This is a genomic window from Micromonospora sp. C41 (genome assembly GCF_018070485.1).
Taxonomy (GTDB): Bacteria; Actinomycetota; Actinomycetes; order Mycobacteriales; family Micromonosporaceae; genus Micromonospora; species Micromonospora chalcea.
Window position 1 is genome coordinate 275,968 of record NZ_JAGPXP010000001.1, and the last position, 15,290, is coordinate 291,257.

Annotated in this window: 12 protein-coding genes; 10 read left to right on the forward strand and 2 right to left on the reverse strand. The window is 71.3% G+C overall.

Annotated features, from left to right (window positions below; translation table 11 throughout):
- From KBX43_RS00530 to KBX43_RS00550, 5 genes are read left to right on the forward strand one after another with little or no spacing between them, the layout of a single operon-like run.
- Nucleotides 1–1,074, forward strand: coding sequence for an alpha-hydroxy acid oxidase (locus KBX43_RS00530; protein ID WP_064445489.1), 1,074 nt, complete (start codon nt 1–3; stop codon nt 1,072–1,074).
- Nucleotides 1,071–2,405 (forward strand): cytochrome P450, encoded by a 1,335-nt coding sequence (locus tag KBX43_RS00535; protein ID WP_210882257.1) that lies wholly within the window; start codon nt 1,071–1,073, stop codon nt 2,403–2,405. The genes KBX43_RS00530 and KBX43_RS00535 overlap by 4 nt, the downstream gene beginning before the upstream one ends.
- The gene (locus KBX43_RS00540) at nt 2,402–3,670 is read left to right on the forward strand and encodes a cation:proton antiporter (RefSeq protein WP_064445490.1); all 1,269 of its coding nucleotides are present in this window, start codon (nt 2,402–2,404) and stop codon (nt 3,668–3,670) included. The genes KBX43_RS00535 and KBX43_RS00540 overlap by 4 nt, the downstream gene beginning before the upstream one ends.
- Nucleotides 3,671–3,722: 52 nt before the next feature.
- Nucleotides 3,723–4,394, forward strand: a complete 672-nt coding sequence (locus KBX43_RS00545; protein ID WP_104112254.1) for a response regulator transcription factor — start codon at nt 3,723–3,725, stop codon at nt 4,392–4,394.
- Nucleotides 4,394–5,674, forward strand: a complete 1,281-nt coding sequence (locus tag KBX43_RS00550; RefSeq protein ID WP_166456169.1) for a HAMP domain-containing sensor histidine kinase — start codon at nt 4,394–4,396, stop codon at nt 5,672–5,674. The genes KBX43_RS00545 and KBX43_RS00550 overlap by 1 nt, the downstream gene beginning before the upstream one ends.
- A 132-nt stretch (nt 5,675–5,806) precedes the next feature.
- Here the strand turns inward: KBX43_RS00550 and KBX43_RS00555 are convergent, their stop codons facing one another.
- Nucleotides 5,807–6,517, reverse strand: a complete 711-nt coding sequence (locus KBX43_RS00555; RefSeq protein ID WP_233607837.1) for a hypothetical protein — start codon at nt 6,515–6,517, stop codon at nt 5,807–5,809.
- 11 nt (nt 6,518–6,528) lie between these two features.
- Nucleotides 6,529–8,811, reverse strand: a complete 2,283-nt coding sequence (locus KBX43_RS00560; protein WP_307851439.1) for a fibronectin type III domain-containing protein — start codon at nt 8,809–8,811, stop codon at nt 6,529–6,531.
- 277 nt (nt 8,812–9,088) lie between these two features.
- On the opposite strand from KBX43_RS00560, the gene KBX43_RS00565 reads away from it, so the two are divergent.
- The 5 genes from KBX43_RS00565 (at nt 9,089) to KBX43_RS00585 (ending at nt 15,289) form a co-directional block, all read left to right on the forward strand.
- Nucleotides 9,089–9,886 carry a TIGR02452 family protein gene (locus KBX43_RS00565; RefSeq protein WP_069088332.1) on the forward strand — a complete coding sequence of 266 codons (798 nt, stop codon included), beginning with the start codon at nt 9,089–9,091 and terminating at the stop codon, nt 9,884–9,886.
- Between the two features lie 9 nt (nt 9,887–9,895).
- Nucleotides 9,896–10,348 carry an OsmC family protein gene (locus tag KBX43_RS00570; protein WP_064445493.1) on the forward strand — a complete coding sequence of 151 codons (453 nt, stop codon included), beginning with the start codon at nt 9,896–9,898 and terminating at the stop codon, nt 10,346–10,348.
- Nucleotides 10,349–10,602: 254 nt separating this feature from the next.
- Nucleotides 10,603–12,057 (forward strand): family 43 glycosylhydrolase, encoded by a 1,455-nt coding sequence (locus KBX43_RS00575; protein WP_210869257.1) that lies wholly within the window; start codon nt 10,603–10,605, stop codon nt 12,055–12,057.
- Nucleotides 12,058–12,098: 41 nt separating this feature from the next.
- A complete protein-coding gene (locus KBX43_RS00580; RefSeq protein WP_247677019.1) occupies nt 12,099–13,592 on the forward strand; it encodes a family 43 glycosylhydrolase in 1,494 nt (497 codons plus the stop codon).
- 38 nt (nt 13,593–13,630) lie between these two features.
- The gene (locus KBX43_RS00585; protein ID WP_210882261.1) at nt 13,631–15,289 is read left to right on the forward strand and encodes an RICIN domain-containing protein; all 1,659 of its coding nucleotides are present in this window, start codon (nt 13,631–13,633) and stop codon (nt 15,287–15,289) included.
- Nucleotide 15,290: the final 1 nt, after the last annotated feature.

Here is a 15,290-nt window from a genome sequence, read left to right on the forward strand (position 1 = left end):
ATGCGCCCGCTCGACGCGGCGCTGGACGGTCCGGCGCTGAACCTGGCCGAGCTGGCCGCCGACGCGCGGGGCCGCCTGGACCCGGTGCACTGGGACTTCTTCTCCGGCGGAGCCGGCGAGGAACGTACGGTGCGCGCCAACGAGGCGGCCTTCGCCCGGCGCTACCTGGTGCCCCGCGTCCTGCGCGGCGCCGCCCGGCGCGACCTGCGGGTCTCCCTGTTCGGCAGCCGGATCTCGATGCCGGTGCTGATCGCGCCGACCGCGTTCCACCGGCTGGCCCACCCCGAGGGCGAGGTGGCCACCGCCCGCGCCGCCACCGAGGCGGGCACGATCATGGTGGTCAGCATGGCGGCCACCCGCCCGGTCGAGGAGATCGCCGCCGCGGGCGGGCCGCTCTGGTTCCAGCTGTACCCGCAGCCGGACCTCGACTTCACCGCATCGGTGGTACGGCGGGCGGAGGCGGCCGGGTGCAGCGCTCTGGTCGTCACCGTCGACTCGCCCGTGTTCGGCCGGCGCGAACGCGACCTGCGGCACGGCTTCGTCGACCTGCCGGCCGGGCTGAGCTGCGAGAACATGCGCGACGCGACCGGCCGGGTGCGGGACATCGAGATGGACGCCGGGCTGGACTGGGCCCGGATCGCCCGGCTGCGCGAGATCACCGCGCTGCCGATCCTGCTGAAGGGGGTGCTGCATCCGGCGGACGCGGCGCTGGCCGTCTCGTACGGTCTCGACGGTCTGCTGGTCTCCAACCACGGGGGCCGGCAGCTCGACGGCGCGCTGGCCACCCTGGACGCGCTGCCCGCGGTGGTCGAGGCCGTCGGCGGGCGGCTGCCGGTGCTGCTCGACGGCGGTGTCCGCCGGGGCGCCGACGTCCTGGTGGCGCTGGCGCTCGGCGCGAGCGCGGTGCTGGTCGGCCGTCCGGTGCTGTGGGGGCTCGCGGTGGGCGGCGCCGCCGGGGTACGCCACGTGCTCGACCTGCTCCACGCCGACCTCGACCGGACGCTGACGCTGGCCGGCGTCACCGGGCCGGCCGACCTGCGCGACGACCTGGTCGCCACGGTGGCGTGCGGATGAGCGCCCTGATCGTCCTGCTGGTCCTGGCCGGGATCGGGTGGACCGTGCCGTACTGGCTGCCCCGCACCGTGGTCCGGCTGCGGGAGTGGGTGTTCGTCAGAGTCAACGGTGTCGAAGGCGTTCCGGTGCCGGGCCCCGTCGTCGGCATGGAGCACTTCGAGCGGGTGTACGCCGATCCGGCGGCGGACGGACGCAGCCGCGGGGCCGGGCTGTCGGACCTGTTCTGGTACTGGCTGGCGCCCGGACCGCACATGCACCAGGAACATCTGGAGCCGGGGGAGCGCTACCGCACCGTCGCCGCCACGACCCGGCGGGTGGTCGCGGTACGCCGCGAGCGCTGCGACGCTCTCGCCACCGCCGCCACCCGGCGGGTGCTCGACCTGTTGCCGGCCGACCGGACCAGCCACGTCCGGCTGCGCGACCTGATGATGCCGGTCTGGGCCGAGGTCTACTACGAGCTCGTCTTCGGCGAGGCGTGCCCGCCGCACGCGCGGGCGCTGATCGTCGCCAACGCCGACGACGTGGTCAGCGGGCTGAAGTGCACCGGACTGCGGCACATGCGCCGGCGCGAGCGGCTGACCGGGTATCTGCGCGACCGGATCGAGGCGGGCACCTGCCCGGTGACGCTGCCGCCGCCGTTCACCGCCCAGGAGACGGCCTGGTATCTCCAGGGCGCGTTCTTCAACACCGCCGTGGTGCAGATGTCCGAGGCGATGGCGCACGTGCTGCTCGCCCTCGCCACGCACCCCGACGTGCAGCGCGGGCTGGACGGTGACGACGCGCTGGACCGGGTGATCGACGAGACGCTGCGGGTGCACCCGCTCTTCGGCGTCGCGCACCGGATCACCTCGGCGCCGATCACGCTGCCCACCGGCGTGTCGCTGCCGGCCGGAACGGTGCTGCTCTTCAACTACCTGGCGTTCCACCGCGGTGGGGCCGCCGGTGACGACCGGTTCGACCCGGACCGGTGGCTGACGCTCAAGCGCGGCGACGCGCACTTCATCCCGTACGGGGTCACCGCGAACCGCGCCTGCCCGGCCCGCGGCGTCGCGCCGGTGATGATGCGCGCCGCGACCCGCGAGGTGCTGCGCCGCTACGTGCTGACCTCCTCCGTCTCACACACCCGGTCGCTGCCCAGCCGGGGCCCGGCGTATCTGACACCGGTCGGGAGCCCCCCGCCGGGGCGGCTGCGGCTGGCCGCGATGCGGTCGCGGGACCGGTGGGCCGACGTGGGCCGCAGTATCCGGCAACTGGTGTTCGGCACCTGGATGGTGGTCGACGCCCGCCGGCAGCGGTTGTGCACCGACTACTTCGAGAGGGCTGTCCGATGACACCAACGGAGCTGGCGCCACGGTTCTTCATCGCGGTCACGGTGATCCTGATCTTCTGCAAAGGGGTCGCGTGGCTGCTCGGCAAGGCGGGCCAGCCCGCCGTGGTCAGCGAGATGCTCGCCGGCGTACTGCTCGGCCCGTCGCTGCTCGGGCTCCTCCTGCCGGACGTGCAGAACGCCCTGTTCCCGGCCCCCCTGCTCCCGGTCCTCTACATCGTGGGTCAGGTCGGCCTGGTGCTGTTCATGTTCCAGGCCGGGTACGCGTTCAGCAGCCATCGGGTCACCGGGCTCGCCGGCACCGCCGGCGTGATCTCGCTGGCCGGGGTCACCGCGCCGCTGCTGCTGGGGGCGCTGCTGGTGCTGGTGACGGCGGGCGTTGTGCCGATCCAGGCCGACGGGACGTCACTCGGGGTCTCGGCCGCGTTCGTCGGCGTCGCCCTGGCCATCACCGCGTTCCCGATGCTGGCCCGGATCATCACCGAGAAAGGGCACGCCGGCACCCGGCACGGCACGCTCGCCCTGGCCAGCGGCGCGATCGACGACGTGGTCGCCTGGATCATGCTGGCCGCCGTGCTGGCGGTCGCGTCCGGCCGGGCCGGTCCGGCGATCGTCACCGCGGGCGGAGCGGTCCTGTTCGGGCTGGTGCTCTGGTTCGGCGGGCGTACGGCCGCCGCCACGCTGATGACCCACCGGGCCCTCAACGACCGCGCCCGGCTGCTCGGCACGGTCGCCCTGCTGTTCCTGGTCGCCTGGTACACCGACGAGATCGGGCTGTACGCGGTCTTCGGCGCGTTCGCGGTCGGCGTGGTGATGCCGCGCACCGACAACACCGACAAGGTGGTGGACACGCTCACACCGGTCGCCGCGACGCTCTTCCTGCCGTTGTTCTTCACCTACTCGGGCCTGCGTACGGAGTTCGGCCTGCTCGCCTCGCCGCCGGTGCTGTTGTTCGCGCTGGCCTGCGTGACGGCGGCGATCGCCGGCAAGTTCGGCGCCTGCTGGGCGGCGGCCCGGCTGCGGGGTGAGCCGTCGAGCGTCGCGATGCGGGTCGGCGCGCTGATGAACGCCCGTGGCCTGATGCAGCTCATCGCGCTGAACGTCGGGCTGGAGGCGGGCATCGTGAGCCCCGCCCTGTTCACCGTGCTGGTGCTGGTCGCGCTTGTCACCACGCTGATGACGACGCCGGCGCTGAGCTGGATCGAGCGCCGGGAGGCGCGGCAGCCCGACGGCGTACGGACGCCCGCGCTGGCGGTTTCAGATAGTTGAAGAGGCAAGTACTGACGCTTCCATCGTCAACCATCTATGAGATCGTTAACATATGCGGGGCGGAACATCGAACCGGCTGTTGCTGGTCGAGGACGACGCGGATCTGACCGAGATGCTCACCGAGACGCTCGGCCACGAAGGTTACCTGGTCGACCAGGCCTTCGACGGCCAGCGCGGGCTGCATCTCGGGCTGACCCGCCCGTACGACGTGATGGTCATCGACCGGATGCTGCCGGCGCTCGACGGCCTCGACCTGGTCACCCGCCTGCGCGCCCGGGCGGTCCCGGCCCGTACCCTGATGCTCACCGCCCTCGGCACCGTCGACGACCGGATCGCCGGGCTGGACGCGGGCGCCGACGACTACCTGGTCAAACCGTTCGACCTCGACGAACTGAGCGCCCGGGTCCGGGCGCTGTGCCGGCGCCGGCCCGAGCCGACCGACGTGCTGCGCATCGGCGCCGGGCGACTCGACCTGGGACCGCGCGAGGCGGTGCTGCCCGACGGCACCCGGGTGGCGCTGTCCACCCGCGAGTTCGAGCTGCTGCGGGTGCTGGCGGCCCGGCCGAACGCCGTCCATCCGCGAGCCGTGCTGCGCCGCAAGGTCTTCGAGGAGGCTGCCGGCGCATCGATAGTGGACACGTACGTCTACTACCTGCGGCGCAAGCTCGGCCGCGCGGTGGTACGCACCGTGCACGGTCTCGGCTACCGCCTCGGGACCCTCTGATGGAGGCGGTCGAGAAGGCGATCGTCAGACGGGCCCGGCTACGGATCGGCCTGCTCGTCGGCCTCACCATCGGCGGCCTGCTCCTGCTGGCCGGCGGCATCTCCTACGCGGTCCTGGTCCGCGGCCAGGAGGCGCAGATCCAGCGTGAGCTGGCGTGGGGCACGGAACACGGGACGATCGCCGGGCCGCCCGCATGCAGTTGGATCTTCCGGTACGACGGCGCCACCGTGCGCACCGGCGCGAACCCGCCGCCACCGGGCTTCCCGTTGCACGACACGCTGGCCACCGTGGCGGCGAACCGGACCACCGAGATCACCACCGTCGCGCGTAACGGCACCACGTACCACGTACGCACCGAGGCGCGCGGCGACACCGTCGTCCAGGCGGTGTTCGACGCCCGCTTCCAGCTCTCCGACCGCCGGCACCTCCTGCTCGCGTTCAGTCTCGCGGCGGCGGCCGGGCTGCTCGCCGCCGTGCTCACCGGTGTGCTCGTCGGCCGCCGTGCCGTCGCGCCGCTCGCGGAGGCGCTGACCCGGCAGCGCCGCTTCGTCGCGGACGCCAGCCACGAGCTGAGGACGCCGATCGCCCAGGTGCACACCCGGGCCCAGCTGATCGCGCGCCGGGCACGCAACGACGGCGCCGCCACGAACCTGGACGACCTGGAACGGCTGATCGGCACCACGCGCCGGCTCGGCGAGATCGTCGACGACCTGCTGCTCTCCGCCCGGCTCGCCGCCGCGCCCGCCGACCGGGAGCCGGACCCGCCGGTCGACCTCACCGCGCTGATCGGTACGACAGTCGCCGCCGAGGGTGACCGGGCAGCCGAGCGCCAGGTCACGCTCGTCCTGGACGTCCCGGGTGACCCGCTGCCGGTGCCGGGTGTCGAGTCGGCCCTGCGCCGGGTCGTCGGCGAACTGCTGGCGAACGCGCTCGCCCACACCCCCGCGGGAGGCCGGATCACCGTGACGCTGCGGGCGGTGGACAACGCCGCGGAGTTCGTGATCGCCGACACCGGCAAGGGCTTCGACCAGGCGGACGCCCGGCGGATCTTCGACCGGTTCCACCGTGGCGCGGGCGCCGGAGACCGCCGCTTCGGCCTGGGACTGGCGCTGCTTCAGGAGGTCGTCACCAGCCACCACGGCACAATCGAGGCCGAGGGTCATCCGGGCCGGGGAGCCCGCTTCACGGTGCGCCTTCCCACGGCGGGATCGTCGGCTACCACGGGTCGGGCAGCGCGGATCAGGAACCTTCGGATGTGGCAGCTCGGCGCCGGTACGTGATCGCCGGACGGGACGGATTGCCACACCGGGACGCCGCGTGGTCGCTCCGAGCGCACTGGCCGCCAGTGCGCTCGGAGCGACGGATGAGATCGCCGGTGCGAACCCGGGCATCCCCCGGCCCGCGGTGCCGGGTCAGATGCCGAGCGACCTCCGAGTGGCCCGCACCGTGTCGGACAGTTCCTCGTAGCAGTCGAATCCCCGCTCGATGCAGTCCATGTCGACCCCGCATTCGCGCTGCCGCGCCCGCAGCAGTGACTCGTCCGCCACATACACCGGAAAGGTCAGGAAATCGACGTCGGGAACCCGTTCCCGGAGCACGGCTACCTCGTCCTGCCCGTCTTCCCTGACCTGGAGCCAGCCGTTGAGGTCATCGTGAACGACCGCGCCGGCGGCGATCCCCTTCGTCCAGCCGGTGAAGAGCGCGGCGAGGCTGGTGGCGGCACGAGCCGAACCCCAGACGTCGGGGGTGAACTCGTAACGCCAGATCTCGCCCTCGTACTCGCCGGCGAGCACGAACGTGTAGACCAGATGCTCGAAGTTGAACAAGCGCACCTGGTGCCGCCACGGGAACGGCGTGCCGATCGAGATGGCCAGGGTGTCGAGTTCCTCGCCCCCGTCGGCCGGCCACGGCATGATCCAGCCGCCGTTGGGAAGCAGCCGCCGGGGCGGCCAGTTCTGTGACTGGAACCAGGTCAGCTGCTCCGCGACGTGGTCCACGCCGAAGATGCGGTAGACCGAGCCGGGCGGCTGCCCGGCGGGCGCCTCGGCGTGCTCGGGCCAGTCGAGGCCGGCCGCGGTCGCCGCCGCACGGTACTCCGCGACGGCGTCACGCAGTACGCGCATGTCGTCGAGCATCAGGGAGCCGCCGCCGGCTTGGGGCTCATGCACATGCTGGCCCCGCCCTCACTGACCCGGAACCCGAAGCTCGGCCCGTTCGCCGCGACCCACGGCTTCACCGGCAGCACGATGAACCGCTCTCCGTCGGCGACCTCGCACTTGCGGAAGAACGCCGACATCTCGGTGCCCTGCGGGCTCGACTCCGACGGTGGAACCGGCTTCAGGGAAGCACGCTCGCCCGACAGGTTCACCGCCTGGTTCGTCACCCAGAACGGGAACTCGTCGCACACGGTTCCCGGCGCGCGCCCGGTGCACTCGTTCGGCGTGAAATGGGTGTTGAACCACCGGCGTGGATAGCCGGCGTCGATGGCGGCCCGACCGCCCTGGCTGCGAGCCGGGTAGAACCACTGGGCCCGCGTCGGTGGCTGCGGATATCCACCGTCACCCATCGCCGTCACGATGTGGGTCCCGGTCTCCTTCATGGGCCGGAGGTCGTAGGACACGCCACCGGGGACGTAGACGGCGAAGCCGTTGTCGCAGCCGGCCGTACCCTGGGTGCCACGCTGGGCGGTGCACGCCGCATCGATGATCCGCTTGAGCCGGCCGTCCTCGGCGTTGGTCCAGGCGAAGGGAATGCCGTCCCGGTCGGCCACCAGCTTCGTCGTCTTGATCACCTCCGCGTAGATCTTCAAGCTGTTGTACCACTCGCCCTCGTCCGCGCCCCAGTTCTCGAACGTGTCGAAGTCGGTGTCGTGGCGGATCGGGTACTCGAGGATGCCGTGGATGCCGATCTGACCGGGGAAGAGGATCTCGAGCAGCGCCCAGAGCGCGAGTCCGATGCCGATTCCCGAGAGAGCGACGACGACCCAGGAGGTGCCGACGGCGGCAGCGGGCGCGACTGCGACGAGCCGGACGGCCTGCGCGGCAGGCGCCAGCACGAGCGTGCACGTGGTGGTGTTCTGGGCGCACCAGGTGATCGGCATCGTCGCATTGCCCGGATCGAACAGCGTCGAGACGCGACCGGGGACCGGGTCCACCGAGGAGATCACCGGACCACGGCCGGGCGGTGCCGCCGAGAAGAGAAGCTGGGTGAGGCTGTCCGCGCAGTTGACGAGCTTCTCCCCGGACGGCGGTAGGAAGGCGTCCAGGCAGCTGTCGTTCGAGACGGTGTAGCAGCCCGGGAACAGCTCCGTGCTGCCGGCCGGCACCGTGACACTGGTACGCGAGTCCGCAGCGAGGTAGAAGTCTCCGCCGCTCCCGGCGCACTGAGAGCCTTCGCTTGCCGCCTGCTGGGTGGCGGCGGGAGACACCTCGTCCGTATTGATCATGGTGGTGAAGTCGGCGGAGAGCTCACGGGCCACCGTGCGGTCGGCGCGTAGCGCCTCGACCCGGAACGTGTACGGCGTGTACTCCTCCAGGGGGCCGATCGGAAGGACGATGCTGTTCCCCGCCGTGCACGGGTTCGCCGGATTGCCGTCGGTGTCCTGGCAGAAGTGGGTCAGCGAGAACTCGTCGTACAACTGGCCGTCGAGGTAGGCGCGGTAGCTGGTCTCGGTTGCGGGGTCGGGATGCCATGTTGCCGTGGCGGCACCCTGCTCCGGGTCGAGGACCAGGTCGGCGTCGGGATCCGGTGGCGGCGGGGCGGCGGCCGTCGTGAAGGACGCCGTGGCGCGGGTCGCGGACTTGTTGCCGGCCAGGTCGACGGCGACCACGGAAACCGTGTGGTTGGTGGACGGCGACAGCCCGGTGATGGAGTACGACCGGGTGCCGATGGTGGTCCGGTGCGGGGTTCCGCCGTCGACGGTGATCTCGTACCCGGCAAGGCCGTAGTTGTCCGTGGCCTCGCCCCAGGTCGCCTTGGCCGTGGTCGCCGTGATCGCGCCGACGGTCAGGTCCGGGACGGCGCTCGGCGGGAGCAGGTCCACCACGGTGACGGACCGCAGGATCCGGGCGTAGCGTCCGGGTTCGCGTTCGGCGCGGGCGCACACCTCGTTCTCGCCCAGTTCCGCCGGGCGAAGACTGGCGGTCCACGACGCCGACCAGTCCGACACACCGGCCGGCGGCGGCCCGAGGGTGATGTCGGTGGTGGTCAGCCGGCCGACCGAGACGTCGACCATGGTGGCGTTCTTGTGCAGGAAGCCGCTGAGAGCGATCTTCCCGTGCTCGTCGACCGCGACCTCGGTCCCGGTCGTCGGCCCTTCGAGCCGGATGGAGGCGTGGTTGACGTCCTCCGGCACCGACGGGTCCGCGCACGCGGGAAGTTGCTCGGCCGGAGTCGCCTCGGCAGCCGGCTGGCTCACCAGGCCGACGGGGAGGATGAGCGAGACGGCGAGCGCCGTAGCTCGTAAGAATCTGCTGAAATGCCTGTCGTGCCCATGGTTGGCCATGCCTACCCCCGTATGAATGACGCCAATCAATGGTTGGGCGGACATTAGCAAGGCGCGGTCCATCGTGGTGGCCCCTCGTCGCCCGGTCGCACCAGGCGACGTGGCCGGAGCGGAGGTCACTAATCGGTTGCCCGTCGCGGTGACGGCTGCCTAGATTGCCGATCATGCACGACATCGACGGGCGTTCCGGATGAGCAGCCGTCTCCGCGAGATCGCCCGGCAGACGGTCGCGATCGCCGAGTCGGGGCGCTACCGCAACAACGCCGGCGAGGACATTACGATCGAAGCGGCGGTACGCGCTGCGGTCGACGGCACCCGTGAGCACCTGCCGGACGAGGTCCTCCACCTCGACGGCGCGAAGCCCGGCGCCGACACCGTCGAGGTGACGTACGAGTCGACGTTGCAGGCGGCCCGCCGGCTCGGACCCGGCGCGGCGTGTCTGGTGTTCGCGTCGGCGAAGAACCCGGGTGGCGGGTTCCTGGGCGGGGCGAAGGCGCAGGAGGAGAGCATCGCCCGCTCGTCGGCGCTGTATCCCTGTCTGCTCGCCGCCCCGGACTTCTATGCCTTCCACCGGGGGCAACGGGATCTGCGCTACAGCGACCGCGTCGTCTACTCCCCGGGCGTGCCGGTGTTCCGTGACGACAAGGGGAACCTGCTCGACCGGCCGTACACGACGTCCTTCCTGACCGCGGCGGCGCCGAACCTGGGCGCGATCGTGCGCAACCAGCCGGAGCGCGCGCCGGACGTGCCGGCGGTGCTGGGCCGGCGGGCCCGGCGGGTGCTGGAGGTGGCGGCCGCGCACGGGCATCGGACAGTGGTGCTGGGCGCGTGGGGGTGCGGGGTGTTCCGCAACGACCCGGCCGTGGTGGCCGGCGCGTTCGCCGACGCGCTCCGGGTGGTCGACCGGTTCGACCTCGTGGTGTTCGCCGTGCGCGACGGGCTGCCGGGCACACCGGTCTACCGCACGTTCGCGGAGCGCTTTCGGTAGGTTCGTCGCATGAGTGAGGACACGCTCCGGTCGGTGGAGATCGAGCGCACCAGCGTGGGCAGGTACGTCGTGCGCAACGCCCGTGGCGGCGAGCTGTCGATGGGTACGGGGGAGGACGCGACCTTCACGCCCGTGGAACTGCTGCTGGCGGCGCTCGGCGGCTGCACCGCCGTCGACGTCGACCTGGTGACCAGCCGGCGCGCCGAACCGACCCGGTTCGCCGTCACGGTGAGCGGTGACAAGATCCGCGACCCGGAGGCCGGCAACCGGATGGAGAACCTCACCGTCACCTTCGCGGTGGCGTTTCCGGCCGGCGCGGACGGTGACCGGGCCCGCGAGGCGCTGCCCCGATCTCTGCGGCAGTCACACGACCGGCTCTGCACCGTGTCCCGCACGGTGGAGCTGGGCACCCCCGTCACCATGGTGGACGCGAGCGACAGGGGCCCGGCCGAGCCTCGGTGACCGCCGGAGACCCGGTGCCACCCGGGCCGATCCGCCAGGTCTGTTAACGCTAACCAATGCCGAGGCAGTGTCCCGGCATGTGTCGCCATCCGGCCACAGAAAAGCCTTCGGGAAGCTTCGACCACCCGATCACCTTGACAGCCGTCTATGTTATCGAAAACATGACTGGTAACCCGGACGTAACGCCGCTGCCATGATCGCTCGCCCCGTCTCGTGATCTCGGGAGCGGAAGCGACCAAGCGCGGGAGGTTTCGGTGGCACGGACCGCTCAGACGACGCGGACGGTTGCGGTGGTGGTCTCGGCGACCCTGGCACTCGGCGCGGGGGCGCTGGCCGGGGTGCCGCCCGCCTCGGCGGCGACGGTGGACACGACCGCGTCGTACGTGTTCGTGAACCGGCACAGCGGCAAGGCGATGGACCTGTACGACTGGTCGACGGCGGAGAACGCGCCGGTGAACCAGTGGACGCGCAACGACCTCGCGGTGCAGCAGTGGCAGTTCGTGGACGCCGGTGGCGGCTTCTACAGGGTGCGGTCGCGGCACAGCGGGAAGGTGCTGGAACTGCCGAGCGGCAGCGACGGCACCCAGCTGGTGCAGTCCACCGACAGGTCGTCGGCCACGCAGCAGTTCCGGTTGCAGGACTCCGCGGGCGGGTTCGTGCGGTTCGTGAACCGCCAGTGGAACAAGGTGATCGACGTGTGGGGCTGGTCGACCGCCGACGGCGGCCGGCTGGCCGGCTACTCCGACCTGGACGGCGGCAACCAGCAGTGGCAGCTGATCCGCCTGGGCGGCGGGACGCCGACCACCCCGGCACCCACCACTCCGGCGCCGGCGTATCCGCAGCCCGGCCGGGTCACCGGCGACATCGGCGTGCACGACCCGACGGTGGTCAGACGACCCGACGGCACCTACCTCGTCGCGCACACCGGTGACGACATCGCGTTGAAGACCTCCACCGACCGGGTGGCCTTCCGCAACGCGGGCACCGTCTTCCCCGGTGGCGCGCCGTGGACCACCACGTACACGGGTGGCGCGCGCAACCTCTGGGCGCCCGACCTGTCGTACCGCAACGGGCGCTATCACCTGTACTACTCGGCGTCGACCTTCGGCTCCAACCGTTCGGCGATCTTCCTGGCCACCAGCGCCACCGGAGCCTCCGGGAGCTGGACCAACGAGGGGCTGGTCGTCGAGTCGCGGACCACCGACGACTTCAACGCCATCGACCCGAACCTCACCGTCGACGACCAGGACCGCTGGTGGCTCACCTTCGGCTCGTTCTGGTCCGGCATCAAGATGATCCCGATCGACCCGGCCACCGGACGCCGGCTCGGCACCGCCATGTACGGTCTCGCGAACTACGGCCCCGGCATCGAGGCGCCGGTCCTGGTCAAGCGCGGCGCCTGGTACTACCTGTACGTCTCGTTCGACAGATGCTGCCAGGGCGCCGCCAGCACGTACCGGATCATGGTCGGCCGTTCGGCGAGCCCGACCGGGCCGTTCCTGGACCGCGCCGGCCGGGACATGCTCGCCGGGGGCGGCACCCAGATCCTCGCCTCGCACGGCAGCGTGCACGGGCCCGGCCACCAGGCGGTCCTCGCCGACACCGACGGCGACGTCCTCTTCTACCACTACTACGCCGACAACGGCGCGTCGCTGCTCGGCGTCAACCGCATCGGCTACGACGCCGACGCCTGGCCCTACGTCTACTGACCCGGGACCACCCCCGATACCTGGCCCACCTGGGAGGGCACATGCCGCTTCGACACCTGCTCCGCACGGCCCACCGGGCCGGCGCGGCGCCCGCACGCCGTCGCCTGCGGCCGATGCTGGCCGCGGCGCTCGCGGCGATCGCCGTGACCGCCGGCCTGCCGGTGGCCGGACCCGCGCAGGCCGCACCGGCGGTGAACCACACCAACCCGCTGGTCAACCAGCGTGCCGATCCGCACATCGTCAAGCACACCGACGGCTACTACTACATGACCGCGACGGTGCCGGAGTACGACCGGATCGTGCTCCGGCGGGCCACCACCCTCCAGGGACTGGCCGGCGCCGCGGAGACGACGATCTGGCGCCGGCACACCAGCGGAGAGATGGGCGCCCACATCTGGGCGCCGGAGATCCACTTCATAGACGGCAAGTGGTACGTCTACTTCGCCGCCGGACGCACCGACGACGTCTGGCGGATCCGGATGTACGTGCTGGAGAACGCGAGCGCGAACCCGCTGTCCGGCTCGTGGACCGAACGCGGCCGGATCACCACGCCGTGGGACACGTTCAGCCTGGACGCCTCCACGTTCGTCGTGAACGGGGTGCGGTACCTGACCTGGGCCCAGCAGGAACCCGGCATCTCCACCAACTCCAACGTCTACCTCGCCCGGATGGGCGCCAACCCGTGGCAGATCACCGGCACGGTGACCCGGCTGGTGGTGCCGACGTACGACTGGGAGACCCGGGGTTACCGGGTGGCCGAGGGCCCGACGGTGATCCAGCGCAACGGCCGGGTGTTCCTCACCTACTCGGCGAGCGCCACCGACGCCAACTACTGCCTCGGCATGCTGACCGCGTCCGCCGGCGCGAACCTGCTCGACGCCGCCGCCTGGAGCAAGAGCCCGACCCCGGTGTTCGCCAGCAGCGCCGCCACCGGCCAGTACGGCCCCGGACACAACTCCTTCACCGTCTCCGAGGACGGGCAGAGCGACATCCTGGTCTACCACGACCGCAACTACCGGGACATCAGCGGCGACCCGCTCAACGACCCGAACCGGCGGACCCGGATCCAGAAGCTGTACTGGAACGCCGACGGCACCCCGAACTTCGGCATCCCCGTGCCCGACGGGGCCACCCCGGTCCGGCTGCGGTCACACGACCTGACGACGAGCTACGTCCGGCACTACGACTACCGCGCCCGCGTCGAGCCGAACGTGACGAAGCTGGCCGACTCGCAGTTCCGCATCGTCCCCGGCCTCGCCGGCGGCGGATCGGTGTCGCTGGAGTCCACGAACTTCCCCGGCTACTACCTGAGGCACCGCGCGTTCGCCCTCTACGTCGAACGCGACGACGGCTCCGCCCTGTTCGACAACGACGCGAGCTTCCAGCGCCGTCCCGGCCTGGCCGCGCCCGAGGCGCTCTCGCTGGAGTCGCAGAACTACAGCGGCCGGTACGTCCGCCACCGCGACGGACTGCTCCAGCTCGAAGCGGTGGACACCAGCGCCGACCGGGCCACTGCCACCTTCCACCTGGAGTAGGCGCCCGCAAACCGGCGTACCCCCTTTGGAGGTCCACGATGCTCAACCCCGCAGTGACGTCGCCGCCCGGCGCCCGACGGCCCCGGCGGGCCGGCCTGGTGCTGGCCCTGGTGGCGGCGGTGGCCGGCGCGATCGGCGTGGCGGTGGTGGCCGCGCCGCCGGCGCAGGCCGCCACCATCGACACCAGCGCCTGGTACGTGCTGGTCAACCGCAACAGCGGCAAGGTCCTCGACGTCCGGGACACCTCGACCGCCGACGGCGCGGTGATCCAGCAGTGGTCCCGCAACGACGGGGCCTGGCAGCAGTTCCGCTTCGTCAGCTCCGGCAGCGGCTACTACCGCCTGCAGAACCGCAACAGCGGCAAGGTCGTCGACCTGTGGGAATGGAACACCGCCGACGGCGCCGAGTACCGGCAGTGGCCCGACCTCAACGGCACGAACCAGCAGTTCCAGGTCCTCGACTCGGACAGCGGCTACGTCCGCCTGATCAACAGGCACTCCAGCAAGGCCCTGGAGGTCTGGGAGCGATCGACCGCCGACGGCGCCCGGATCAGCCAGTACACCGACCTCAACGGCGCCAACCAGCAGTGGCAACTGGTCCCGATCGGTACCGGCACGCCCACCACGCCGCCACCGGCCACCGGGTGCGGCAGCGGCTCGTACCAGGCCGAGGCCGTGTTGAACGGTGGAACCTGGACGGCCCGCAACGGATCGTCGACCGTGTACACCGGCTCGGACATGCTCGCCGCGATGCAGGCGGCGGTGAACTCGCTGACGCCGGGACGGACCGCGAAGCAGCGGGTGGTGGTGCGCGGCTCCGGCTCGATGAGCGCGGGCTCGCGGTTGTCGCTGCCGTCGTACACGACGCTGGCGGTCTGCGGCACGATCAACGTGACCGGCTCGGGGTCGGGCGACTACGCGCCGGTCTACTCCCGCGGCACCACCGACGTCGAGGTGCAGAACCTGACGCTCACCGGTGCTCCGCTGTACGGGATCTTCATGCGCAACGTGAACAACCTGACGCTCGGGCAGATCGACATGCGGCTGTCCGGCGGCCTGGGCGTGCGGATCGACAACCACGGTGGCGACCGGGCGGTCAAGGTGCGCAACGTGCGCATCGACACCGTGTACGTGTCGGGGACCGGCGCGCACGGCGTCGAGACGTACGGCGTCGACGGCCTGACGATCGGCACCGTCACCGCGCGCAACACCGGATACTCCGGTCTGCTGCTCAACGACACGATCAACGCCACAGTGGGCACCGTCGACGCGCAGGGCGCCGGCACCGGAACCGGCTACGCGGCGTTCCGGATGGCCAACCGCAACGGCCGGATCGGCAGCTCGTACCCGACGAACATCCGGGTCGGCACCGTGATCGCGTCCGGTGGCGGCCGGGGGATCTTCTGCGTGTCGGAGTCCGGCGGCGCGGTCGTCGACCGGGTGACGATCTCCAACACCGGCAACAACTCGATCCTCGTGGAGAACTGCTACAACGTCACGATCGCCGGGGTGTCCGGCACGGTGACCGGCGGCGGCGAGGTGCGCATCGCCTCCCGGACCGAGTTCCCGATCTCCTCGGGCATCCGCTTCCAGAACCTCACCGTCACCAACACCAACATCACCCAGAGTCCCTGCGGCGGAGCGAACAACACGATCAGCAACGTCACGCGGGTCAACTCGACGCTGACCTGGTGTTGAG